This window comes from Polaromonas sp. (assembly GCF_029945895.1).
Taxonomy (GTDB): domain Bacteria; phylum Pseudomonadota; class Gammaproteobacteria; order Burkholderiales; family Burkholderiaceae_C; genus Polaromonas.
Genome location: NZ_JAQSDL010000043.1, coordinates 1 through 21,008 on the forward strand (window position 1 = coordinate 1; position 21,008 = coordinate 21,008).

General features: G+C 62.0%; 21 protein-coding genes and 1 other RNA gene. 6 read left to right on the forward strand and 16 right to left on the reverse strand.

Annotated elements, in window-relative coordinates; all coding sequences use genetic code 11:
* The coding region (locus PSV33_RS05310) for a hypothetical protein (protein WP_300560024.1) at nucleotides 1-152 on the forward strand (152 nt) is incomplete at its 5' end.
* A 163-nt stretch (nucleotides 153-315) separates the two neighbouring features.
* Here the strand turns inward: PSV33_RS05310 and nhaR are convergent.
* Nucleotides 316-1,209, reverse strand: coding sequence for a transcriptional activator NhaR (nhaR, locus tag PSV33_RS05315; RefSeq protein ID WP_300559611.1), 894 nt, complete (start codon nucleotides 1,207-1,209; stop codon nucleotides 316-318).
* A 359-nt stretch (nucleotides 1,210-1,568) separates the two neighbouring features.
* Between nhaR and PSV33_RS05320 the strand changes: the two genes are divergently transcribed.
* Both PSV33_RS05320 and PSV33_RS05325 read left to right on the forward strand, forming a co-directional pair.
* The gene (locus PSV33_RS05320) at nucleotides 1,569-2,018 is read left to right on the forward strand and encodes a tripartite tricarboxylate transporter TctB family protein (protein ID WP_300560027.1); all 450 of its coding nucleotides are present in this window, start codon (nucleotides 1,569-1,571) and stop codon (nucleotides 2,016-2,018) included.
* 8 nt (nucleotides 2,019-2,026) lie between these two features.
* Nucleotides 2,027-3,538, forward strand: a complete 1,512-nt coding sequence (locus PSV33_RS05325) for a tripartite tricarboxylate transporter permease (protein ID WP_300559613.1) — start codon at nucleotides 2,027-2,029, stop codon at nucleotides 3,536-3,538.
* Between the two features lie 41 nt (nucleotides 3,539-3,579).
* Here the strand turns inward: PSV33_RS05325 and rnpB are convergent.
* Nucleotides 3,580-3,917, reverse strand: an RNA gene (rnpB, locus tag PSV33_RS05330) — RNase P RNA component class A.
* Between the two features lie 124 nt (nucleotides 3,918-4,041).
* On the opposite strand from rnpB, the gene PSV33_RS05335 reads away from it, so the two are divergent.
* Entirely contained in the window at nucleotides 4,042-5,676 is a 1,635-nt protein-coding gene (locus PSV33_RS05335) for an NAD(P)/FAD-dependent oxidoreductase (RefSeq protein ID WP_300559615.1), read from the forward strand.
* A 50-nt stretch (nucleotides 5,677-5,726) separates the two neighbouring features.
* On the opposite strand, the gene htpX is transcribed toward PSV33_RS05335, so the two are convergent.
* From htpX to PSV33_RS05390, 11 genes are all read right to left on the reverse strand, one after another.
* Entirely contained in the window at nucleotides 5,727-6,611 is an 885-nt protein-coding gene (gene htpX, locus PSV33_RS05340; protein ID WP_300559617.1) for a protease HtpX, read from the reverse strand.
* A gap of 131 nt (nucleotides 6,612-6,742) precedes the next feature.
* Entirely contained in the window at nucleotides 6,743-7,408 is a 666-nt protein-coding gene (locus tag PSV33_RS05345; protein WP_300559619.1) for a DUF3025 domain-containing protein, read from the reverse strand.
* 90 nt (nucleotides 7,409-7,498) lie between these two features.
* Complete coding sequence (locus PSV33_RS05350; protein ID WP_300559620.1) at nucleotides 7,499-8,320, reverse strand: NYN domain-containing protein; 822 nt, start codon at nucleotides 8,318-8,320, stop codon at nucleotides 7,499-7,501.
* A gap of 50 nt (nucleotides 8,321-8,370) precedes the next feature.
* Nucleotides 8,371-9,426, reverse strand: a complete 1,056-nt coding sequence (pyrC, locus tag PSV33_RS05355; RefSeq protein ID WP_300559621.1) for a dihydroorotase — start codon at nucleotides 9,424-9,426, stop codon at nucleotides 8,371-8,373.
* Between the two features lie 67 nt (nucleotides 9,427-9,493).
* Nucleotides 9,494-9,910 (reverse strand): GreA/GreB family elongation factor, encoded by a 417-nt coding sequence (locus PSV33_RS05360; protein WP_300559623.1) that lies wholly within the window; start codon nucleotides 9,908-9,910, stop codon nucleotides 9,494-9,496.
* A gap of 296 nt (nucleotides 9,911-10,206) precedes the next feature.
* On the reverse strand, nucleotides 10,207-10,944 hold the full coding sequence (locus tag PSV33_RS05365) for an amino acid ABC transporter ATP-binding protein (protein WP_300559625.1): 738 nt from the start codon (nucleotides 10,942-10,944) through the stop codon (nucleotides 10,207-10,209).
* Nucleotides 10,945-10,976: 32 nt separating this feature from the next.
* A complete protein-coding gene (locus PSV33_RS05370; RefSeq protein ID WP_300559626.1) occupies nucleotides 10,977-11,663 on the reverse strand; it encodes an amino acid ABC transporter permease in 687 nt (228 codons plus the stop codon).
* A gap of 1 nt (nucleotide 11,664) precedes the next feature.
* A complete protein-coding gene (locus tag PSV33_RS05375) occupies nucleotides 11,665-12,387 on the reverse strand; it encodes an amino acid ABC transporter permease (RefSeq protein ID WP_300559627.1) in 723 nt (240 codons plus the stop codon).
* Nucleotides 12,388-12,522: 135 nt separating this feature from the next.
* Entirely contained in the window at nucleotides 12,523-13,422 is a 900-nt protein-coding gene (locus PSV33_RS05380; RefSeq protein ID WP_300559628.1) for a transporter substrate-binding domain-containing protein, read from the reverse strand.
* Nucleotides 13,423-13,838: 416 nt separating this feature from the next.
* Complete coding sequence (locus PSV33_RS05385; RefSeq protein ID WP_300559629.1) at nucleotides 13,839-14,792, reverse strand: LysR substrate-binding domain-containing protein; 954 nt, start codon at nucleotides 14,790-14,792, stop codon at nucleotides 13,839-13,841.
* Between the two features lie 148 nt (nucleotides 14,793-14,940).
* Entirely contained in the window at nucleotides 14,941-16,788 is a 1,848-nt protein-coding gene (locus tag PSV33_RS05390) for an ABC transporter ATP-binding protein/permease (protein WP_300559630.1), read from the reverse strand.
* 48 nt (nucleotides 16,789-16,836) lie between these two features.
* Between PSV33_RS05390 and PSV33_RS05395 the strand changes: the two genes are divergently transcribed.
* Nucleotides 16,837-17,274, forward strand: a complete 438-nt coding sequence (locus PSV33_RS05395) for an acyl-CoA thioesterase (protein WP_300559632.1) — start codon at nucleotides 16,837-16,839, stop codon at nucleotides 17,272-17,274.
* 63 nt (nucleotides 17,275-17,337) lie between these two features.
* Here PSV33_RS05395 and PSV33_RS05400 read toward each other — a convergent pair whose 3' ends face one another.
* The 3 genes from PSV33_RS05400 to PSV33_RS05410 are packed head-to-tail and all read right to left on the reverse strand — an operon-like array spanning nucleotide 17,338 to nucleotide 19,915.
* A complete protein-coding gene (locus PSV33_RS05400) occupies nucleotides 17,338-18,138 on the reverse strand; it encodes a crotonase/enoyl-CoA hydratase family protein (protein ID WP_300559633.1) in 801 nt (266 codons plus the stop codon).
* Nucleotides 18,135-18,524 (reverse strand): hypothetical protein, encoded by a 390-nt coding sequence (locus tag PSV33_RS05405; protein ID WP_300559635.1) that lies wholly within the window; start codon nucleotides 18,522-18,524, stop codon nucleotides 18,135-18,137. The genes PSV33_RS05400 and PSV33_RS05405 overlap by 4 nt, the downstream gene beginning before the upstream one ends.
* Complete coding sequence (locus tag PSV33_RS05410) at nucleotides 18,521-19,915, reverse strand: acyclic terpene utilization AtuA family protein (protein WP_300559637.1); 1,395 nt, start codon at nucleotides 19,913-19,915, stop codon at nucleotides 18,521-18,523. Before PSV33_RS05410 ends, PSV33_RS05405 begins: the two co-directional genes overlap by 4 nt.
* Before the next feature lie 122 nt (nucleotides 19,916-20,037).
* Between PSV33_RS05410 and PSV33_RS05415 the strand changes: the two genes are divergently transcribed.
* Complete coding sequence (locus tag PSV33_RS05415; RefSeq protein WP_300559639.1) at nucleotides 20,038-20,934, forward strand: branched-chain amino acid ABC transporter permease; 897 nt, start codon at nucleotides 20,038-20,040, stop codon at nucleotides 20,932-20,934.
* Nucleotides 20,935-21,008: the final 74 nt, after the last annotated feature.

Below are 21,008 nucleotides of genomic sequence, written 5' to 3' on the forward strand. Positions count from 1 at the left end.
TCGGCGTGATGCAGGCGCAGCCGCAAGGCAGCATGGACGAGTGGGTGGCCGCCGCCTATGACGACGTGAACCCGCGCATCTGGCCGGTGGCCAAACGTTCGCTGCTGGCGCATGTGGAGCGGATTCAGGCGCAGGGTTTGTTTAATTTGTAGGGTTTGCACAGCACGGTGTTGGCGCCGGTTTCAGAATGGTCGAAAAGACTTGCGATTGATGCTTGCCCGCACAGGACACGGCCGGTCGAAAGGACAAGTCTGCGCTGAAACCGCGACCGGTGCGACCCGGGGGCGGACGTCCCATGGCGAAGGCCGGTCGCCGCTAGGGCGTGAACTTCCTGCGCGCGAAGTCGGTGATGGCCGCCACGCAGGGATGTTTGATTCGTCGCTCCAGAGACACCGCAAAAAAGTGCTCAATGATTTCCTCGGTGTGGCCGACGACTTCCACCCCGTATTGCGCAATGGTTTCAGCCTCCAGAACGCTGGCGCCCATGAACACGCCCCGTCCTTCGCGGCCAAAAGACTTCATCAGCGGCAGATCGTCGAATTCACCAATGATCTCTGGCGTGATGTGGTGTTTGACCAGCCAGCCTTCGAGGGGTTCGCGTATGGATGCCGAGCGCCCCATGACCAGCATGGGCGCACCGTCCAGGCATTGCGGAAATTTGCCCTTGAGTGATCGCTTCAGCGTTGGGGCACAGAAAAAGCTCATGGCCGTGCTTCCGATCGCATGGTTGAACGCCTTGATGTTCGCGCGGCTGGTGACAGGCTCATCGGAAAGCACCATGTCAATCCGGTTCAGTCCGAGTTGCCCGAGCAGGTCCGGAAATTTGCCCTCACTGCACGCCAGCCGTACCGGCTGCTGCAGCGACAAAGCGGGCTCCAGCAGGCGATAAACCACAGCCTTGGCGAAGGAGTCGGTCACGCCAACACGAAATTCCAGCACGCTTTTTTTGTCCCTGGCCTGCCGCAAGGCGGATTCCATCTCGGCGCCCAGCCCAAAAATCTGCTCGGCGTAGCCCAGCGCCAGTTGCCCCTCGCCTGTCAGCTCCAGTTGCCGGCCGTTCTTGCGAAACAGCTGCAAACCCAGCGATTGCTCCAGCAGCTTGATCTGCCCGGACAAGGTCTGGGGCGTGGTGTGCAGTTGCTTGCCGGCCCGGACGATGCCGCCGGCCTTGGCCGTGACCCAAAAATAATGCAGGTGTTTGAAATTCATTGTTTTCCCCGAAGCGGGTGGAAAAAGCCTCGTCCGCCGGCCCGCTTCCAGATAGTTCGCGTTTTTCGAAATAAACCGCTTCCAAATACGAATTTACACGAGGTGACGACTCGCCTACGCTCCCCCTTCCAGTCGTGCGCAGCGCGGCCTGCCTGCCAAGCTGCTTCTGCACACCCGTTCGCCGGTCGCGACCCGCGCAAAGCAGGTTGATCGCCGCGCTGTCGTCTGCCACTTCACTGCTGCCCTTCATGCCGCCGCCCCTGTGGCGCGGTGGATCGGCGTTGATCAGCATTTTTTTACACAGGAGACAAGCCGTGACCCTCAGAATCAAAAGCCAGCCCGACTTTTACTCAGGACTCATGTTCATGGGGGCAGGCATCGCGTTTGCCTGGGGTGCCACCAACTACACCGTTGGCGAGGCTGCGCGAATGGGACCGGGGTATTTCCCCCTGATGTTGGGCATCCTGATGGCGCTGGTAGGCGTCGTCATCACCTTCAACGCCCTGGGGCGCACGGCACCCGGAGAGGAGAAGATGGGCCCCTGGGCCTGGCGACCGCTGTTCTACGTGATCGCCGCCAACGTGGTTTTTGGCGTGCTGCTGGCCGGCGTGCGCGGCTTCGGCGTGCCGGCTTTCGGACTCATTGTCGGGATCTACGCCCTGACCTTTGTGGCCAGCATGGCGCAGGCTGACTGGAGATTCAAACCGACGCTGATTCTGGCCACGGCGCTGGCCATCGGCAGTTATCTGGTTTTTGTCCTGGCACTGCGGCTTCAGTTCCCGGTCTGGCCCGAATTCATCACAGGCTGAGGATCACCATGGAATTGCTGTCACATTTGTCCCTGGGATTTGGCGTGGCCTTCACGCCCATCAACCTGGTTTATGCGTTTGTAGGCTGCCTGCTGGGCACACTGATTGGCGTGTTGCCGGGCATCGGTCCTGCGGCAACCATCGCCATGCTGCTGCCTGCGACTTACGCCTTGCCGCCGGTGTCGGCGCTGATCATGCTGGCCGGCATTTATTACGGCTCCCAGTACGGCGGCTCGACCACGGCGATTCTGGTCAACCTGCCGGGCGAGTCTTCGTCTGTGGTGACCTGTATCGATGGGTACCAGATGGCCCGAAAAGGCCGGGCCGGGCCGGCCCTGGCCGCGGCCGGGCTCAGTTCATTTTTTGCAGGTTGCGTGGGAACGGTCATGATCGCCGCCTTTGCCCCGGCGCTGACCGAGGTGGCTTTCAAGTTCGGGCCCGCCGAATATTTCGCCCTGATGGTGCTGGGCCTGATTGGCGCCGTGGTGCTGGCCTCAGGCTCGCTGCTCAAGGCCGTCGGCATGATCCTGCTCGGCCTGCTGCTGGGCCTGGTGGGGACGGACGTGAACTCCGGGGTGGCGCGTTTCAGCTTTGACGTGCCGGAGCTGACCGACGGGATTGGCTTTGTCGCCATCGCGATGGGCATTTTTGGCTACGGTGAAATCATCAGCAACCTGGCGCAACGCGAGGAGCAGCGCGAGGTGTTTGCGGTCAAGGTGCAGGGACTGTTCCCGACCCGCCAGGATTTCAGGGACATGACACCGGCGGTGCTGCGTGGCACCGCCCTCGGTTGCGCCTTGGGCATTCTCCCGGGGGGCGGTGCCTTGCTGTCTGCATTTGCGGCTTACACCATCGAAAAGAAGGTCAAGATGCGCGCAGGCGAAGTACCCTTTGGCGAGGGCAACATTCGCGGTGTTGCCGGACCGGAAGCGGCCAACAATGCAGGCGCACAGGCATCTTTTATCCCCTTGCTGACCCTGGGCATCCCGTCCAACGTGGTGATGGCGCTGATGGTCGGCGCGATGACCATCCACAACATCCAGCCGGGGCCGCAGGTGATGACCAGCAACCCCGAGTTGTTCTGGGGCCTGATCGCGTCGATGTGGATCGGCAACGCCATGCTGGTGATCCTGAACCTGCCGCTGATCGGCATCTGGATCAAGCTGCTGACGGTTCCCTACCGCTACCTGTTTCCTGCCATCGTGCTGTTCTGTGCAATCGGCGTCTACTCCACCAACAACAACACCTGGGACATCTGGGTGGTGGGTGTGTTCGGGATCGTCGGTTATGTCTTCCACAAGTTGCGGGCAGAACCCGCACCCTTGCTGCTGGGGCTGATCCTGGGGCCGATGATGGAGGAAAACCTGCGGCGGGCGCTGCTGCTGTCGCGCGGGGACTGGAGCGTGTTTGTGACGCGTCCGCTGTCAGCCGGATTGCTGGTGGCCTGCGTCCTGCTGCTGCTCGTCGTGCTGCTGCCCTCGGTCAGGAAGACGCGCGAGGTGGCCTTTGTTGAAGAGTAGCCACCGGGCCTGCGATGGCAGTCGCCGCCGCCTTGAATAAAGTGTGAAGCCCGCCGATAGGCCGGATTTTGTGCGGAACGGTTTCCTTGCGGTTGCCGCCCCGTGACTGCCATTAATCTGGGCCGTCTGTCACCAGACGGCTCGGTGCTACCTACCCGCACACTCCGGGGGCCCCGTCAACGTGTGCCTACTTGGTATTGCTGCGCGTAGAGATTGCTCGTTTCACCCGTCCCGGGTTGCCCCGGTCCGACTCGTCTCTGTAGCTCTGATCCTCACCTCACGGTGGACAGCTGTTAGCTGCTACGCTGCCCTTTGCAGTCCGGACCTTCCTCCAGTGCGGTGTTTCCACCCTTGCACCAGCGGCAGTCTGGCGTGCTTCACCCCCCTATTATCCCGGCAAATCGTTCGCTACTGATTTGATAGCTGCTTGCGCCCGCGATATATGGGCCAGGAGGCTAAAATGCTTCATAGATCCGAAATACAGATCCACGAGGTAACCCCCCATGATCCGCCTGACCGAGCTCAAGCTGCCGCTTGATCACCCCGAAGATGCGCTGCCCGCGCTGATTGTCAAGACGCTGGGCATCCAGCCTGCCGAGCTGCTGCGCCACAGCATCTACAAACGCAGCTACGACGCACGCAAACAGAAGCTGCTGCTGGTCTACATCGCCGATGTCGAAGTGGCCAGCCCCGAGCTGGAGCAAACACTGCTCAGGCACTTTGAAGGCAACCCCCACATCCGCCCCGCCCCCGACCAGAGCTACCACCTGGTGGCCAAGGTGGACAGCGCACCGGCTGTGCGCCCCGTCGTTGTCGGCTTCGGCCCCTGCGGCATTTTTGCGGCGCTGCTGCTGGCACAGATGGGTTTCAAGCCCATCGTGCTGGAGCGCGGCAAGAAGGTACGGGAACGCACCAAGGACACCTGGGGCCTGTGGCGCAAGGGCGTGCTGGACCCGGAGTCGAATGTGCAGTTCGGCGAGGGCGGTGCCGGCACGTTTTCCGACGGCAAGCTCTGGAGCCAGATCAAGGACCCGCGTTTCCTCGGCCGCAAGGTCATGACGGAATTCGTCAAGGCCGGCGCGCCGGAGGAAATCCTGCTGGTCAGCAAGCCGCACATAGGCACCTTCAAGCTGGTCAAGGTGGTGGAACACATGCGCGAGCAGATCACGTCGCTGGGCGGCGAGATCCGCTTCCAGCAACGCGTCAGCGATGTGCAGATTGAACAGGGACACATTCGCGGGCTGACCGTGCAGAACCTGCAGGACGGCAGCAGCTACGAGCTGCGCGCCGACCATGTGGTGCTGGCACTGGGCCACAGCGCACGCGACACCTTTGCCATGCTGCATGAACGCGGCGTCTACATGGAAGCCAAGCCTTTTTCGATCGGCTTTCGCATCGAACACCCGCAGGGCCTGATCGACCGCGCGCGGCTCGGCCAGCACGCCGGCCACCCGCTGCTGGGCGCGGCCGACTACAAGCTGGTGCACCACGCGGCCAACGGGCGCTCGGTCTACAGCTTCTGCATGTGCCCGGGCGGCACCGTGGTCGCCGCCACCTCCGAGGTGGGCCGGGTCGTGACCAACGGCATGAGCCAGTACTCGCGCAACGAGCGCAACGCCAACGCCGGCATCGTGGTCGGCATCACCCCAGCCGACTACCCGGGCGGGCCGCTGGCCGGCATCGACTTCCAGCGTGCGCTGGAATCACACGCCTTCACGCTGGGCGGCGGCACGTACGCAGCGCCTGGCCAGCTGGTCGGCGACTTTGTCGCTGGCCAAGCCTCGACGCAGCTTGGCAGCGTAGAGCCTTCCTACAAGCCCGGCGTGCTGATGACCGACCTGGCCAGCGCCCTGCCCGCCTATGCCATCATGGCCATGCGCGAGGCGCTGCCGGCCTTCGGCAAGAAGATCAAGGGTTTCGACATGCACGACGCCGTGCTGACCGGCGTTGAAACCCGCACTTCGTCGCCACTGCGCATCACGCGGGGCGACGACTTCCAGAGCCTGAACGTCCGGGGCCTGTACCCGGCCGGCGAAGGCGCCAGCTACGCGGGCGGCATTTTGTCGGCCGGGGTGGACGGCATCGAGGTGGCCGAGGCGGTGGCGTTGAGCATCACGGCTCAAGCTGCGAAGGCATAAAAAAAGCCGCTGCACCTGCAGCGGCTTTTCTGGTTCGTGACCCTGACAGCTCAGACCTGACCAGGCTGTGCGTTCTGCAGCGCGGCAATACGCTCTTCAATCGGCGGGTGCGTGGCAAACAGCTGGCCGATGCTGCCGGTGATGCCCATGGCTTCCACCGCCTTGGGCAGCTGGCCGGGCACCATGCCGCCCAGACGGGCCAGCGCGTTGATCATGGGCTGTTTGCGGCCCATCAGCTGGGCGGCGCCGGCGTCGGCGCGGAACTCGCGGTGGCGCGAGAACCAGGCGACCACGATGGCGGCGGCAAAACCGAGCACGATGTCGAGCACGATGGTGCTGACGTAATAACCGATGCCGGGGCCGGAGTTGCTGTCGCTGCCCTTGCGCAGAAAGCTGTCCACCGCATAACCGATGACGCGGCTCAGGAACACCACAAAGGTGTTCATCACGCCCTGGATCAAGGTCATGGTCACCATGTCACCGTTGGCCACGTGGGCAATCTCGTGCCCCAGCACGGCTTCAATCTCTTCACGCGTCATGCCCTGCAGCAGGCCGGTGGAGACGGCGACCAGCGCCGAGTTCTTGAAAGCCCCCGTGGCAAAGGCGTTGGGCGCGCCTTCGAAAATGCCGACTTCGGGCATGCCGATGCCGGCGGTGGTCGCCAGCTTGCGCACGGTTTCGACAATCCAGGCTTCGTCGGCATTTTGCGGTTCGTTGATCACGCGCACGCCAGAACTCCACTTGGCCACGGGCTTGCTGATCAACAGCGAGATGATGGCGCCGCCAAAACCGATGACCGCGGCAAAACCGAGCAGCATGCCCAGGTTCAGCCCTTGCGGCGTGAGGTAGCGGTTGACGCCCAGCAGGCTGGCGACAATGCCCAGCACCACCACAACGGCGAGGTTGGTCATGACAAATAAAACAATACGCTTCATGGATGCTCCGTAGAGAACGATAACGAACAGATGCTGCTGCAGGAAAGACTCATGCGGCACATGGGGAGGCTTCCGCCCAAAATCAAGATGGCGGGGCTGACCGTGGCGCAGGATTTTTTACTGGGTGTTGTTCACCGGCGCGGGCGGAATACGAAAGAGTCATCATAAAAGGAAAAGTTCTCGTTCTCCGGCCACCAGAGCGGCACACCGAGCACCGGCAAGGGCAGAAAGGGTTTGGCCGCCAGCCTTTCCGCACTCAGGTCGGCCGCCACCCAGGCGTCCAGATCCGCTATGGAATTCATAGCTGGCTGCGCCCGGTAGATATGGGCTGTGATCGGTTTTCGTGGGTAAACCAGCTTTTCCAGCAAGGCATGGCCAAACAGCACCAGCTGCGCCTGCTGCCAGAGCGGGCGCAGGTCAATAAACAGGCGCTGCCAGTGGCGTCCGGCCAGCGCATCCCACAGCGGCGCCGGTGCCGACAGAAAGGCCGCGTTTTCGTCGAACACCGTCAGTGCGTCGCGCACCGGCCCGCGCAGCGGCGCCACACCGGCCGCGGCGATTTCTGCCGCCTGCAGCTGGTTGAGCTTTTTCTTGGTCAGCGGAAAGCGCATCCAGCACAGCCCGTTGAAAAAGTCGTGCAGGTTGTCGCGTGTCGGAACGGTGCCGGTGTCAAAAATGAACTGCTCGTAAGCCTGCCCGTCGGGCAAGGCCGACTGCGGCACAAAACGCCGTGGCGCAGCTGGTTCGCGGTTCAGGGCTTCATGACACGACACACCGGCTGCAATGGCCTGGGCCACGCGCTCCCCGGGCTCGCGCCAGACGTTCAGCCAAGGCTGGGACCAATCAATCTGGACTACCGATACTGTCCCTGTCGCCGACGCTCGCACCTACAGACCGTTCAAAAGTTTCACCTTGTTCGGCTGTTTATCAGGAGTCAGCTCAAACCAACCTGGATACTTTTTGAAAAACTTGGTGGAAGTCGCATTCTTTCCCAGAAGTTTGGCGTCATGCAGCAATTTGACGACATCTCCGAGGGGCTGTGGCCGTCCAGTTTTCAATGTCGGCACAGCAGCGAGAATGTGCTGAACCTCAATTTTCACAGCGACATCAGCTTCTTTTCCCTTTACCGCCGCCACGGTCTTTTTAGCTGCGGTCTTCTTGGAAGGCGCATTTTTTTTTGCGACTTTCTTCGCTGAAACTTTTTTGGCAACTACTTTTTTGGCAGGCGAAGGGGCTAAAGATGCAGTTGGCCCGCTTAGCTCTGAGCTTGGCGACGACATCTCATGCGAGGCAGATTCTCGTCCAACCAAAATCACTTGGTCATACCAGTGTTCGGCTTCTGGAGACATCTTTCCCGGCTCCGAAACACAAACCATCCGGATACCGCGTTCGCGGAGCCTGACTACCAGAGGTACGAAGTCGGCATCTCCAGAACCGATAACAACTGTCGTGGGCATCGGCAATTGCCAAGACAGTTCCATGGCATCAACGGCTAGGGCAACATCGGTTGTATTTTTCGACATCGAGAGATTGGCGAATGGCCGTATCGCTCGAGCATGAAGCACCGAGGACATGCCTTTGAGCTTCTCAGCGCTACCGTAGGCTCGCCTAACCGAAATTCCACCTTCGGCTTCTTCAAGCTTCTGAAACGCCTCTTCGATCCATGCTGATGCACATAGATTGTCCGCGTCTATCAAGAATACGATCATGCTTTGCCTTTCTTGTCTTTGCATTCGTCAGAGCATTGTGACGTAAGCATTCAGGTCACCAACCTCCAGGCCAGCGCTTCGCCCGAACGCAGCGGCTTGAGTTCGGCCTCGCCAAAGGCAAAACTCTCGGGTGGCGTCCAGCGTTCCTTCTTCAGCGTGACGGTGCCCTGGTTGCGCGGCAGGCCGTAGAAGTCGGCCCCGTTGAAGCTGGCGAAGGCCTCGAGCCTGTCCATGGCGCCCACGGCATCAAAGGCCTCGGCATACAACTCCATCGCCGCGTGGGCGGTGTAACAGCCGGCGCAGCCGGTGGCGTGTTCCTTCAGGTGGGCCGGGTGCGGGGCGCTGTCGGTGCCCAGAAAAAACCGGGGGTTGCCGCCGGTCGCGGCTTCCACCAGCGCCACACGATGGGTTTCGCGTTTGAGCACCGGCAGGCAGTAATAGTGCGGGCGGATGCCACCGGTGAAGATGGCGTTGCGGTTGTAGAGCAGGTGGTGCGCGGTGAGGGTGGCCCCTAGAAAGCGGCCAGCGTCGCGCACATAATGCGCGGCCTCTTTCGTCGTGATGTGTTCGAACACGATTTTCAGCTCCGGAAAATCGCGGCGCAGCGGGATCAGCTGGGTGTCGATGAACACCGCCTCGCGGTCGAACAGGTCGATCTCGGGCGAGGTCACCTCGCCATGCACCAGCAGCAGCAGGCCTTCGCGCTGCATGGCTTCCAGCGTCTTGTAAGTCTTGCGCAGGTCGGTCACGCCGGCGTCGCTGTTGGTGGTGGCGCCGGCCGGGTAGAGCTTGAGCGCGACCACACCGGCGTCCCGGGCGCGTTTGATTTCGTCAGGCGGCAGGTTGTCGGTCAGGTACAGCGTCATCAGCGGCTCGAAGGCCACCCCTGCCGGCACGGCCGCCTGAATGCGCTCGCGGTACGCCATGGCCTGCGCCGCAGTGGTCACCGGCGGGCGCAGGTTGGGCATGATGATGGCGCGGCCGAACTGAGCCGCGGTGTGTGGCACCACGGTGCTCAGGGCATCGCCGTCACGCACATGCAGGTGCCAGTCGTCCGGTCGGGTCAGGGTCAGGGAAGTGGGGGTCGTGGGGGCGGCTGAGGTCATGACCTGAATTGTCTCACCGGCGGCCCTTGCTAGGCACATCCGCAGGCCCGGCACGGCCCTGACGCGGCTACAGCAGGTAGTCGCCGCTTTCTTCCGGCTGGAACAGGATGTCCACGATTTTCGCCGTAGCCGTGCCGCCGTCCGGCGTGGGCCAGCGGGCCATGCGTCCTTTCTTCAGGCCCAGCAGGCCTGCACCGACCGGCGACAGCACCGAAACAAATCCGGCCGCTGGATCCGCGTCGTGCGGGTAACACAGGACCAGCTTACGCTGTTCACCGGTCCGTGCATCCGCAATCAGGACCTGGGAATACATGGTGACGACGTTGGCGGGCACCTGGTACGAGGAAATCAGTTCTGCGCTGTGGATCAGATCCTCCACCTCGGCCTCCGTCTCCGGTGAGGCGCCCGGGCGCTGGAGCAGCTTGCTGATACGGATGTGGTCAAGCTCGGTCAGCAGACGCGCCGGCTGGTTGGAAAAAAACATGGGAACTCCTGAATCAAACGCCCGGGTCAAGGCTGGCCGGGCACGCCGCGCGGAAGGCGAGGGGCCCGGTGATCCAGAAATGCGCTAAAAGAAAAGGAAGGGGAGGGAGTTGGATCGCCGGGCTCAGGAATGTGCGACGGGCTGATGCGGCCACTGCACGTCCAGACCCGCGCATGCACCGGCCGCCACGGACACAAGGCCGGGCAACAGGCGCGCAAAACGCGGGAGGCGGTTCAAAGAGGCGGACATGGCTATACCGTACACCGGGGACCAGCCCCGGGTCAAGGCAAGACCTTTTAATGCTGCAGGATTTTGTTGAGGAAGTCCCGCGTCCGCTCCTGGCGGTTCTCGGGGTGGCTGAAAAATTCGTCCTTCGTGCAGTCTTCCAGGATCTTGCCGCCCACGTCCATGAAAATCACGCGGCTACCGACCTTGCGGGCAAAACCCATCTCGTGCGTGACCACCATCATGGTCATGCCTTCGACGGCCAGGCCCATCATGCAATCGAGCACCTCGCCGACCATTTCAGGGTCGAGCGCCGAGGTTGGCTCGTCGAACAGCATGGCAATCGGGTCCATGCTCAGCGCTCGGGCAATCGCCACACGCTGCTGCTGGCCGCCCGAGAGCTGGCCGGGGAACTTGTCCTTGTGCGCCATCAGGCCCACGCGGTCGAGGTACTTCAAGCCGTGCGTTTTGGCTTCTTCGGCCCCGCGGCCCAGCACCTTGATCTGGGCCAGGGTCAGGTTTTCCGTCACGCTCAGGTGCGGGAACAGCTCGAAGTTCTGGAACACCATGCCGACACGCGAGCGCAGCTTGGGCAGGTCGGTCTTGGGGTCGTGCACGGCCTGGCCGTCCACGTAGATCTCGCCCTTCTGGAAAGGCTCGAGTGCGTTGATGGTCTTGATCAGCGTCGACTTGCCCGAGCCGGACGGGCCGCAGACCACCACCACCTCGCCTTTCTTGATGCTGGTGCTGCAGTTGTTGAGCACCTGCACGGCGCCATACCATTTGGAAACTTCTTTGAGTTCGATCATCTTGTTTCTCCGGGAGCGGGTGCGATGGGTTGTTAGCGAATGATGGCGATCTTGTTTTGCAGCTTCTTGACGATGTACGACAGGCCAAAACAGATCACAAAATAAACCACGGCGGCCAGCAGGTAGGCCTCTTCGGGTCGGCCGTAGATCTTGCCCGCCGTCGTCAGGCCCTTGAGCAGGTCGTAGGCGCCGATGGCGTAGACCAGCGAGGTGTCCTGGAACAGGATGATGGTCTGCGTCAGCAAAATCGGCACCATGTTGCGAAAGGCCTGCGGCAGCACGATCAGGCGCATGTTCTGTGCGTAGGTCATGCCCAGCGCGCGCCCGGCGTTGACCTGGCCGCGCGAGATCGACTGGATGCCGGCGCGCATGATCTCACTGAAATAGGCGGCTTCAAACGCAATGAAGGTGATGATGGCCGAGATTTCGGAACGGTTGTTGGCGCCGCCGGGAATCATGTCAAAAAATGCGGCGGGCATCAGCAGGTAAAACCACAGGATCACCATGACCAGCGGCACCGAACGCATGCCGTTGACGTAAAAAGTCGCGGGAACCGTCAGCAGCCTGGTGCCCGAAAGCCGCATCAGCGCCAGCAGCGTCCCCAGAATGATGCCGCCTATGGTCGCAATCACCGTCAGCTCCACGCTGAAAATGAAACCCTTGATGACGAACTTGGAAATGATGTCCCAGTTCAGGAAGCTCATGTCGAGACCCAGCATGTCAGTGCCCCCCACCGGTGCTGCCGGCCACGATGTAGCCCGGAATCTGGACTTTTTTCTCGACAAAAGCCATGACGCGGTTCACGGCAAACGCCGATACCGCATACAGCACGGTCACAGCCAGGTACACCTCCACACCGCGCGAGGTTTCTTCCTGCGCCTGCATGGCGAACATGGTCAGTTCCGCGATCGACACCGCAAAGGCGACGGAGGAGTTCTTGAGCAGGTTCATCGACTCGCTCGTCAGCGGCGGAATGATGATGCGAAACGCCATGGGCAGGATCACGTAACGGTAGGTCTGGGCTGTCGTGAAGCCCATGGCCATGCCGGCATAACGCTGACCACGCGGCAGGGCCTGCACGCCGGCGCGGACCTGCTCGGCAATCCGTGCCGAGGTGAAAAAGCCCAATGCAAACACGACCAGCAAAAAGCTGGGTACCTGCTGCATGAAAGGGAACATCTTGGGAACAACGAAGTACCAGATGAAGATCTGCACCAGCAAAGGCACGTTGCGAAACAGTTCGACCCAGACATTGGCCAGCCGCACCAGCCACGGGCTGTTGGGCAGGGTGCGCAACGTGCCCATCAGGCCGCCAGCCAGCATGGCCACCACCCAGGAACTGCCCGCCACCGCCAGGGTCCAGCCCCAGGCGTCGAACATCCATTGCAAATACGTCCGGCCGCTGCCGTCGTCATTCAGAAAAACCTGCCAATCCCAGTTCATGTTCTCTCCCGCCAGGAATTTTTCAATCAATCCACCGGCAGCCGGCGCTGCATCGCATTCGCCAGGGCTGCCACCAAACAACAAACCCCGCCAGCAAGATCACAGACGGGGTTTGAGGTTCAGCTCAAGCCAGGATTACTTCTTGGCGTAGTCTTCCATCGGCTTGTCGTTCGGGTTGGCCCAGGCCGCCTTGGTGCTTTCGCTGGCTGCCAGACCGACACGGCTGTTCTTCGGGGGGATGGGCTGCATGAACCATTTGTCCCAGGTTTTGGCCATGTCGCCGGACTTGATCATGGCGGCGATGGTCTCACTACCCACCTTCTTGAGGCCGGCGTCATCCTTGCGGATCATGATGGCAATCGGCTCAACGCTCAGCACTTCACCGACGATCTTGAAATCGGCCGGATTTTTGGAAGTGGCGATGTTGCCGGCCAGGATGGAGCCGTCCATCACGAAAGCGTCGGCGCGGCCGGACTCGAGCAGCAGGAAGCTGTCAGAGTGGTCCTTGCCGAACACTTCCTTGAAGTCGATGCCGTTGGCGCGCTCGTTCTTGCGCAGGGTCTGCACGGACGTGGTGCCGGTGGTGGTAGCCACGTTTTTGCCATTGAGCTGGGCGATCGAGGTGATGCCGGAGTTGGCTTTCACGGCAATTCGGACTTCCTCAACAAAGGTCGTTGGCAGGAAAGACACGTCTTTCTGGCGCGTGGCATTGTTGGTGGTCGAGCCGCACTCGATGTCCACCGTGCCGTTTTGCACCAGCGGGATGCGGTTTTGCGAGGTCACCGGCAGGTACTTGATCTCGAGCTTGCGGCCCACGGCTTTTTCAACGTCGGCAATGACACGCTGACAGATTTCCACGTGATAACCGGCGTACTTGCCGTCACCCAGGGTGTAGGAGAGAGCGCCCGAGGAATCACGGACACCCATGGTGATCACGCCGGAAGCCTTGACTTTGGCGAGCGTGTCGGAGGCCTGGGCAAATGCGCCGCTGGATGCCAGCAATGCGAGAGATAAAGCGGCCAATTTGAGTTTCATGGGGAGTTTCCTTCGGGTTAAGTGAAAAGTTGGTGAATACCATTCTAAGGAGGGGGTACTGGGGCGAACCCCTTGGTTTACCCCAGCACTGGAAGTGGCATCGAATGGACGGACTCGTTCCAGAAAGAGGTCAACGCAGAGGAAGCTGGCAACACGTGGGAAAAGTCCGAAAGGTCCGGAAAGTGGTAAGTCATCAGCGGATCAAACAAAAGGCAGTCCCCAAGATAGTGCGTACGTTGATTCAACGGAACATGGACGAGCTGACTAGCAGTCTTTGTGCCACCTCCGACTGGCCTTCGCAGGTCTCGCCAGAGGTGACGCCAACTGCCTCGGCAGAACGTGACGGACTGTAAATTTACGGTGTGTGAAAAGCCAATGCTGTTTGGGCGAACCATTATGCATATTATTTATAACCACTAAGGGTTGCCCCCAAGGCGTGGTTTGCCTGTCACCTTCGGCTGGGCCTGGCTTTCCAGGAATTGCCACAGCGCCTGCGCGGGGTTTTTGGCTGCCGCCTTGCCGGTCGGCCGCTCACGGTAGACGCGCACGTCCATGGTCATTTCCAGTCCCTCGCCGGCACTGACCAGCTTTTTGGCCCGCAACTCCTTCTTGACGGCGCTGAAGGGCAAAAACGCAATGCCGTGGCCCTCCAGCGCCATGGCTTTCAGACCCTCGGCCATGTCGGTCTCGTAGACCCGGTCGAGGTGGATGGCGGTGTTGGACTGCTTGAGGATCAGATCCACCATGCGCCCCAGGTAAGCCCCGGGGGCATAACCCAGGTAAGGCAGGGGCTGGCCGGCGCGGCCTGGCAAGCGAAACAGCGGCGCGCCGTCGGCCTCGGCTTTCACGAAAGGCGCCAGCACCTCCTGCCCCAGGCTGATCATCTCGTAACGGTCAGCGTCCAGCTGGAAGGGTTGTGAGTCATGGTAGTAGGCAATCAGCAAATCGCAACTGCCTTCCACCAGACGCAGCACGGCGTCGTGCACATTGAGCGCAATCAGCCGGCTTTTGATGGGACCGAACTTCTCGCGCAGGCTGCTGACCCAGGCCGGGAAGAAGGTGAAGGCCAGCGAATGGGGCACGGCGAATTCAATGACGTCATGCGCAGCCGAGTTGTGGCCGCGCAGCATGGCACGTGTGGACTGCAGACCCTGCAGCATCTCCAGCGACTGGCTGTACAGCGTTTCGCCAGCGGGCGTCAGGCGCGTGGGATAGGAGCTGCGGTCCACGAGGTCGGTCCCCGCCCAGGCTTCCAGCGCCTGGATGCGGCGCGAAAACGCCGGCTGCGTCACGTGGCGCAGCGTGGCCGAGCGGCTGAAGCTGCGGGTTTCAGCGAGACTGACAAAATCTTCCAGCCATTTGGTTTCCATGCTTTTTATTATGCGAGCGCGGCGTGCGCTTGTGTCTACGGGAATCCCTCATGAACGGGAACAATGGCAAGGCGGTCTGACTTCGCTACCAATTTGATAGCTGTCAGCGCACGCCCGACAAGGGCTACAGGCCTAAAACATTCACAAATTACTCGGAACTCTGCTGCAATGCCCACATCGAGGCGTAGCGCCCGCCCAGGGCCAGCAAGGCAGTGTGGGTGCCCCGCTCGATGATCTGGCCGGCTTCCATGACCAGGATTTCATGCGCCTCCACCACGGTGGACAGCCGGTGCGCCACCACCAGCGTGGTCTTGTTTTCGGCGATGCTGCGCAGTTCGGCCTGGATGGCCCGTTCGTTGGCCGAGTCCAGCGCCGAGGTGGCCTCGTCAAAAATCATGATGGGCGGGTTTTTCAGCAGGGTGCGGGCAATCGCCACGCGCTGCTTCTCGCCGCCCGAGAGTTTCAGGCCGCGCTCGCCGACCATGGTGGCGTAACCAGCGGGCGTGGAGCTGATGAAGTCATGGATACGCGCCGCGCGCGCAGCCTCTTCCACCTCCGCACGGCTGGCGCCGGGCTTGCCGTAGGCGATGTTGTATTCGACCGTGTCGTTGAACAGCACGGTGTCCTGCGGCACGATGCCGATGGCCTGGCGCACGCTGGCCTGGGTCAGCTGCTTGATGTCCTGGCCAGCGATGGTGATGCGGCCCCCAGCCACCGAAGGCCGGCCTGGAATGCCCACGTCGTAGAAACGGAACAACAGGCGCGCCAGGGTGGACTTGCCGGCACCTGACGATCCAACCACGGCCACCGTCTTGCCCGGCGGTATCACGAAGCTGATGTTGTGCAGGATGGGCCGGGACGCCTCGTAGGCAAAACTGACATTTTCAAAACGCACTTCCGGCGAGGCCTGCAGGACGAGGGCCGGCGCGCCGGGCTGGTCGGCGATCTCGCGCTCGCGCTCCATCAGGTTGAACATCTTGGACAGGTCGGTCAGGCTTTGCTTGATCTCGCGGTACAGCACGCCCAGAAAGCCCAGCGGAATGTAGAGCTGGATCATGAAGGCATTGACCATGACCAGGTCGCCCAGCGTCATGCGGCCGTCCACCACACCTTGCGTCGCCCGCCACAGCATGGCCACCAGGCCGGTGGCAATGATCAGCTGCTGGCCGGTGTTGAGCAGGCTCAGCGTGGTCTGGCTCTTGACGGCGGCGCGGCGGTAACGCTTGAGGTTTTCGTCGTAGCGCTGCGCCTCGAACTCTTCGTTGTTGAAGTACTTGACGGTTTCGTAGTTGAGCAGCGAGTCGATCGCGCGGCTGTGCGCCGAGGAGTCGAGCTCGTTCATCTCTTTGCGGAACTTGGTACGCCATTCCGTCACGGTCACGGTGAAGGTGATGTAGAACACCAGCGCAATGATGGTGATGCCGGCAAACCAGACATCAAACTTGACGGCCAGCAGCGTCAGCACCAGCGTGACTTCGATCAGTGTCGGGATGATGCTGTACAGGGAATAGGAAATCAGCGAATGCACGCCGCGGGTGCCGCGCTCGATGTCGCGTGTCATGCCGCCGGTCTGGCGTTCCAGGTGAAAACGCAGGCTCAGCGCGTGCAGGTGGCGAAACACCTCCAGCGAGATGCGGCGCGCTGCGCCCTCGGTGGCCTTGGCAAACACCAGCTCGCGCAGCTCGGTGAACAGCGAGGTCGACAGCCTGAGCAGCCCGTAACCCACCAGCAGCGCGACCGGCACGATCAACACGGCCTCCACCGCGCCGGGCTTGAAACTCATGGCGTCGACCAGGTTTTTCAGCAGCAGCGGAACGCCGACGTTGGCGAGTTTGGCGCCCACCATGAAGGCCAGCGCGGCCATCACGCGCCACTTGTAGTCCCAGAGGTAGGGAAACAGGCGCCGCAGGGTCGCCCAGTCAGAGCGGTTCAGTTCGGGTTTGGGAGCTGCGCCCGGGGCGGGCGGCGTTTCGGTGGCGGGGGCATAGGAGCGCATCGGAGACAATTGTCCTGTTGTTTTACTTTTCCACTACCGATTGTGCCTATGTCCATCGAATCCAGCCTTCCCAATGCCCCCTTGAGCGTCAAGTTGCCTCTGGACAAGGAACTGGTACTCAAGGTGATCCCGATGCCGGCGGACTGCAACGCCAACGGCGACATTTTTGGCGGCTGGGTCATGGCCCAGGTCGACCTGGCCGGCTCGGTGATTCCCGCGCGTTACGCTGGCGGCCGCATGGCCACCGTCGCGGTCAACGAGTTCATTTTCAAGCAGCCGGTGCGAGTTGGCGACATCCTGTCCTTTTATTCCGAGCTCACGCGCATAGGCCGCACGTCAATGACGGTCAAGGTCGAGGTGTATGCCGAACGTTTTGGCTCGCAGGGCAGCTACATCAAGGTGACCGAGGCCAGCGTGACCTATGTGGCGATCGACGAACAGGGCCAGCCGCGTCCGGTGCCGCCGTCGTCGCTACCGCGGCCCTAGGATCGCTACAATTTTTATAGCTATTTCCGCTCGTCCTGCATGGACTGGCAGCCGATTTGACTCCTAGAATTTGCCGTGCCGGCCCTGGCCATCGGCAAACCGGGCCGCGCCCTGCAGACCCTCGCCGATACACTGCATGCCGCGCTCCCACTCCTGCTTGAGCGCCTGGGGCAGGGGCAAATCCCACTGGGTGTAAGCGCTCTGACGATCGGCCAGCATGGTCTTTTGCGGAAAGGCCGCGAGTTGGCGCGCCAGCACCAAGGCCTCCTCGCGTGCCGTGCCTTTGGGCACGACCCGGTTGCACAGGCCCATTTGCAGCGCTTCAGCGGCCTCGACCTTGCGCCCAGTGAGGATCAGGTCCATGGCATGGCCCATGCCGACCAGGCGCGGCAGGCGAACCGTGCCGCCGTCGATCAGCGGCACGCCGAAACGGCGGCAATAGACGCCGAAATAGGCGTCGTCGTCCATCACCCGCATGTCGCACCACAGGGCGAGCTCCATGCCGCCGGCCACAGCCGCGCCGCTGACGGCCGCAATCACCGGCTTGGACAGCAGCAGGCGCGACGGGCCCATCGGGCCCAAGGGGTGCTCGTCTTCCGGCTGAAAGTCCAGATCGGCAAACACACCCGATTCGCCGCCCCGGGTTTCGCGCAGCATCCTGGCGCCGAACTGCAAATCCCAGCCAGCGCAAAAATGCCCATGCGCGCCATGAAACACCGCGACTTTCGCGCTGTCATCGGCATCAAAAGCCAGAAAAGCGTCGTACAGCGCACGCGCATGGTCGCTGTCCACCGCGTTTCGCACGTCAGGGCGGTCCAGCGTGATGACCGTGATCTCGCCGTCCTTGTCTACATGAATACTCATGGTTTGTCTCCCCACCAGCCGACTCGCGGCGCAGCTACACAAGCGGCGAGCTCATCGGCGCTGACATCAATGTCCATTCGCAGCAGCGCCGCCGCCATGGACTTGCCCAGGTTGTCCAGACGCAGGTTGCGCGCGCCGCCGCCCTGCAACGCATCATGCAGCACCAGCTTGATCGCCAGGATATTCGGTAAATACCAGCACTCGACTTTGCCCGGCAGCCAGGGGGCAAAGTGGGCCTGCACGCGCTCTGCCGTGACCTCGCGCGCCAGCACGGCGTAACCCGCTTCATTCCAGGCAAACAGGCCGAAGTCCACCCAGTCGGCCTTGTCGCCGCTGCGTGCATGGGCCAGCCGGACGAGCTGGATTTTTTGAGTGGGCGTTGTCATGTCTGCAACAGCTCCACACGGGTGTTGGGCTCCACCAGGCGGCGGTCGATCAGGGCTGGCCAGATGCCCAGCAGCTCGCTGGTGTTGTGCAGGCCGTGAAAGCCGCAGGTGTAGGCCGGCCCGCTCAGTCCCATCCACGGAAACAGCCGGCCGAAACCATCGGCCGCTTTTTTGTCGCGCGTGCGCAGCACCATGCGCACCCAGACCTCGTTGAGCTCGGCCAGCGCCTGTGCATCGGGCAGGGGCGCCAGCGCGCCGTGCGCCGAATTCAGACCCGGGAACTCGACAAAGAGGGCCTCGTGTGGCACCGCCTTGTCGGCCAGCTGGCTCTTGACCATCTCCACCGCCGCCAGCGCCTTGTCATAAGCGTCCGGCCAGCTGAAGCCCCAGGTCACCTCGGCCTTGAAGCCGTCCCGGTAGCCACCGACGACCTTGAGCTGGTCGGTGCGTGGCCGGCCGGTGGCGCCCGTCAAACGCACACGGTCCTGGCCCAGGTCCTCGAGATGGATGGTGGACAGGTCCAGCACCACATCGGGCGAGACATAGGCATGCGGGTTATGCACTTCGTACAGCAGTTGCTGGCGCACCGTGTCGAAGTTGATGCGCCCGCCGGTGCCCGGCGCCTTGGTGATGACTGCGCTGCCGTCCTCGCTGACCTCGGCGATCGGGTAACCGATGTGGGCCAGGTCGGGAATGGCTTTCCAGGCCTGGGCGCTGCCGAAGTTGCCGCCACTGCCCTGGCCCGAGCATTCAAGCAGATGCCCGACCGCAAGGCCTTGCGCCAGACGGGTCAGGTCGGCCGGTGTCGGTGCATCTTCTGCGTCGCCGAGATTCCAGTTGAACTCGTGCACCAGCGGCGCAAGGAAGAGCGCGGCATCGGCAACGCGGCCGGTGATCACGATGTCGGCCCCCTGCTGCAGCGCAGAAACGATGGGGCGCGCACCGAGATAGGCATTGGCAAACACCATGCGCTCACGCACGGCATCAAACGGGGCGCCGCTGAACATGTGCGCCGGCGCCAGCCCGCTGACCTGTTGCAACACCTCGTCACCTGTCACAACGGCGACGCGGGCAGTCCACCCTTTTGCCGAAAAAGCCTCGCGGACGGCCGCCGCGGCACCGGCCGGATTGAGCCCGCCGGCATTGCAGATGAAGCGCACTTTTCGCTGCACCATCGCAGGCCACAAACGCAAAAGCATGGGCACCACGTCCCTAGCGTAGCCAAGGGAAACATCACGCTGCAGATCCTTCTGCAGAATGGCCAGTGTGAGCTCCGCGAGGTGGTCGCTGGCGATGTACTGAACCCCTCCGCGCTCGATGCTTGCGAGCACCGGTTCCCATGCGTCTCCGTAGAAACCCAACCCGGCACCAATCCGGATTGATTTTTTCATTGAATGCAGCTCATGATCACTCCCGTCAGATTCGAGTCAGAAAAAAGCAATGGGTTCCGCCGGCGGCCTGTTGCTTTATTTTTACCAAGCACCTGCTTTGTAAAATTTATTGTGGAGTAAAAGTGCAGTTATTGCAATTGATCATCAGCGGCATCGCGCAAGGTTGCATCTACGGGCTCATTGCCCTGGGTTTTGTCCTGATTTACAAGGCCACCGAAACCGTGAGCTTCGCCCAGGGCGAGCTCATGATGCTGGGCGCGTTTGGCGGCCTGGCCTGCATGACCATGCTGGGTTTTCCGTTCTGGCTGGCCATCCTCAGCGCCATCGCCGGCATGGCCCTGTTCGGTGTGCTGCTCGAGCGGCTGGTGATACGGCCGATCCTGGGTCAGCCGGCGTTTTCCATCGTGATGCTGACCATTGGTGTCGGCTACGTGGCGCGCGGCCTGATCACCATGATCCCCGGCATAGGCACGGAAACCCACACCCTGCCGGTGCCCTACAAGGACATGATCTGGCAAATCGGCGGCGACGCCAATGCAAAGGGTGCCCTGATTCTGAATGTTGAGCAGATGGCCGTCATCGGCAGCACCGCGGTGTTGTGCGTGCTGCTGTTCGCCCTGTTCAAGTACAGCAAGCTCGGCATCGCCATGCAGGCGTCCTCGCAGAACCAGCTGGCCGCCTACTACATGGGCATTCCGGTCAAGCGCCTCAACGGCCTTGTCTGGGGCCTGGCTGCCGCCGTGGCGGCGGTCGCCGGTCTGCTGCTGGCCCCCATCACCTTTGTGCACGCCAACATGGGTTTCATTGGCCTGAAGGCTTTTCCGGCGGCCGTGGTCGGCGGCTTCGGCAGCCTGCCCGGCGCCATTGTGGGCGGCCTGATCATCGGCATTGTCGAATCGCTGGCGGGCTTTTACGCGCCTGACGGCATCAAGGACATCGCGGCCTACGTGGTGGTGCTGATCATGCTCATGGTCAAGCCCAACGGGCTGTTCGGCGAAAAACTGCGGAAGAAGGTATGACCCCCACGCCTGTCGCTTCGCGTACTGCGCTGCACCCGGAGGGGGCCGCTGCGCCTGCGGCCCGGCCAAGCCGG

Excerpts from the sequence above, each read along its gene's own strand:
- PSV33_RS05370 (WP_300559626.1), bottom strand. The coding sequence starts at position 11,663 with ATGCTGGGTCTCGACATGAGCTTCCTGAACTGGGACATCATTTCCAAG.
- PSV33_RS05335 (WP_300559615.1), top strand. The coding sequence starts at position 4,042 with ATGATCCGCCTGACCGAGCTCAAGCTGCCGCTTGATCACCCCGAAGAT.
- PSV33_RS05320 (WP_300560027.1), top strand. The coding sequence starts at position 1,569 with ATGTTCATGGGGGCAGGCATCGCGTTTGCCTGGGGTGCCACCAACTAC.
- PSV33_RS05390 (WP_300559630.1), bottom strand. The coding sequence starts at position 16,788 with ATGCGCTCCTATGCCCCCGCCACCGAAACGCCGCCCGCCCCGGGCGCA.
- htpX (WP_300559617.1), bottom strand. The coding sequence starts at position 6,611 with ATGAAGCGTATTGTTTTATTTGTCATGACCAACCTCGCCGTTGTGGTG.
- PSV33_RS05385 (WP_300559629.1), bottom strand. The coding sequence starts at position 14,792 with ATGGAAACCAAATGGCTGGAAGATTTTGTCAGTCTCGCTGAAACCCGC.
- PSV33_RS05410 (WP_300559637.1), bottom strand. The coding sequence starts at position 19,915 with ATGAAAAAATCAATCCGGATTGGTGCCGGGTTGGGTTTCTACGGAGAC.
- PSV33_RS05325 (WP_300559613.1), top strand. The coding sequence starts at position 2,027 with ATGGAATTGCTGTCACATTTGTCCCTGGGATTTGGCGTGGCCTTCACG.
- PSV33_RS05395 (WP_300559632.1), top strand. The coding sequence starts at position 16,837 with ATGTCCATCGAATCCAGCCTTCCCAATGCCCCCTTGAGCGTCAAGTTG.
- nhaR (WP_300559611.1), bottom strand. The coding sequence starts at position 1,209 with ATGAATTTCAAACACCTGCATTATTTTTGGGTCACGGCCAAGGCCGGC.
- PSV33_RS05350 (WP_300559620.1), bottom strand. The coding sequence starts at position 8,320 with ATGATCGTATTCTTGATAGACGCGGACAATCTATGTGCATCAGCATGG.
- PSV33_RS05400 (WP_300559633.1), bottom strand. The coding sequence starts at position 18,138 with ATGAGTATTCATGTAGACAAGGACGGCGAGATCACGGTCATCACGCTG.
- PSV33_RS05405 (WP_300559635.1), bottom strand. The coding sequence starts at position 18,524 with ATGACAACGCCCACTCAAAAAATCCAGCTCGTCCGGCTGGCCCATGCA.
- PSV33_RS05380 (WP_300559628.1), bottom strand. The coding sequence starts at position 13,422 with ATGAAACTCAAATTGGCCGCTTTATCTCTCGCATTGCTGGCATCCAGC.
- PSV33_RS05375 (WP_300559627.1), bottom strand. The coding sequence starts at position 12,387 with ATGAACTGGGATTGGCAGGTTTTTCTGAATGACGACGGCAGCGGCCGG.
- PSV33_RS05365 (WP_300559625.1), bottom strand. The coding sequence starts at position 10,944 with ATGATCGAACTCAAAGAAGTTTCCAAATGGTATGGCGCCGTGCAGGTG.
- pyrC (WP_300559621.1), bottom strand. The coding sequence starts at position 9,426 with ATGACCTCAGCCGCCCCCACGACCCCCACTTCCCTGACCCTGACCCGA.
- PSV33_RS05360 (WP_300559623.1), bottom strand. The coding sequence starts at position 9,910 with ATGTTTTTTTCCAACCAGCCGGCGCGTCTGCTGACCGAGCTTGACCAC.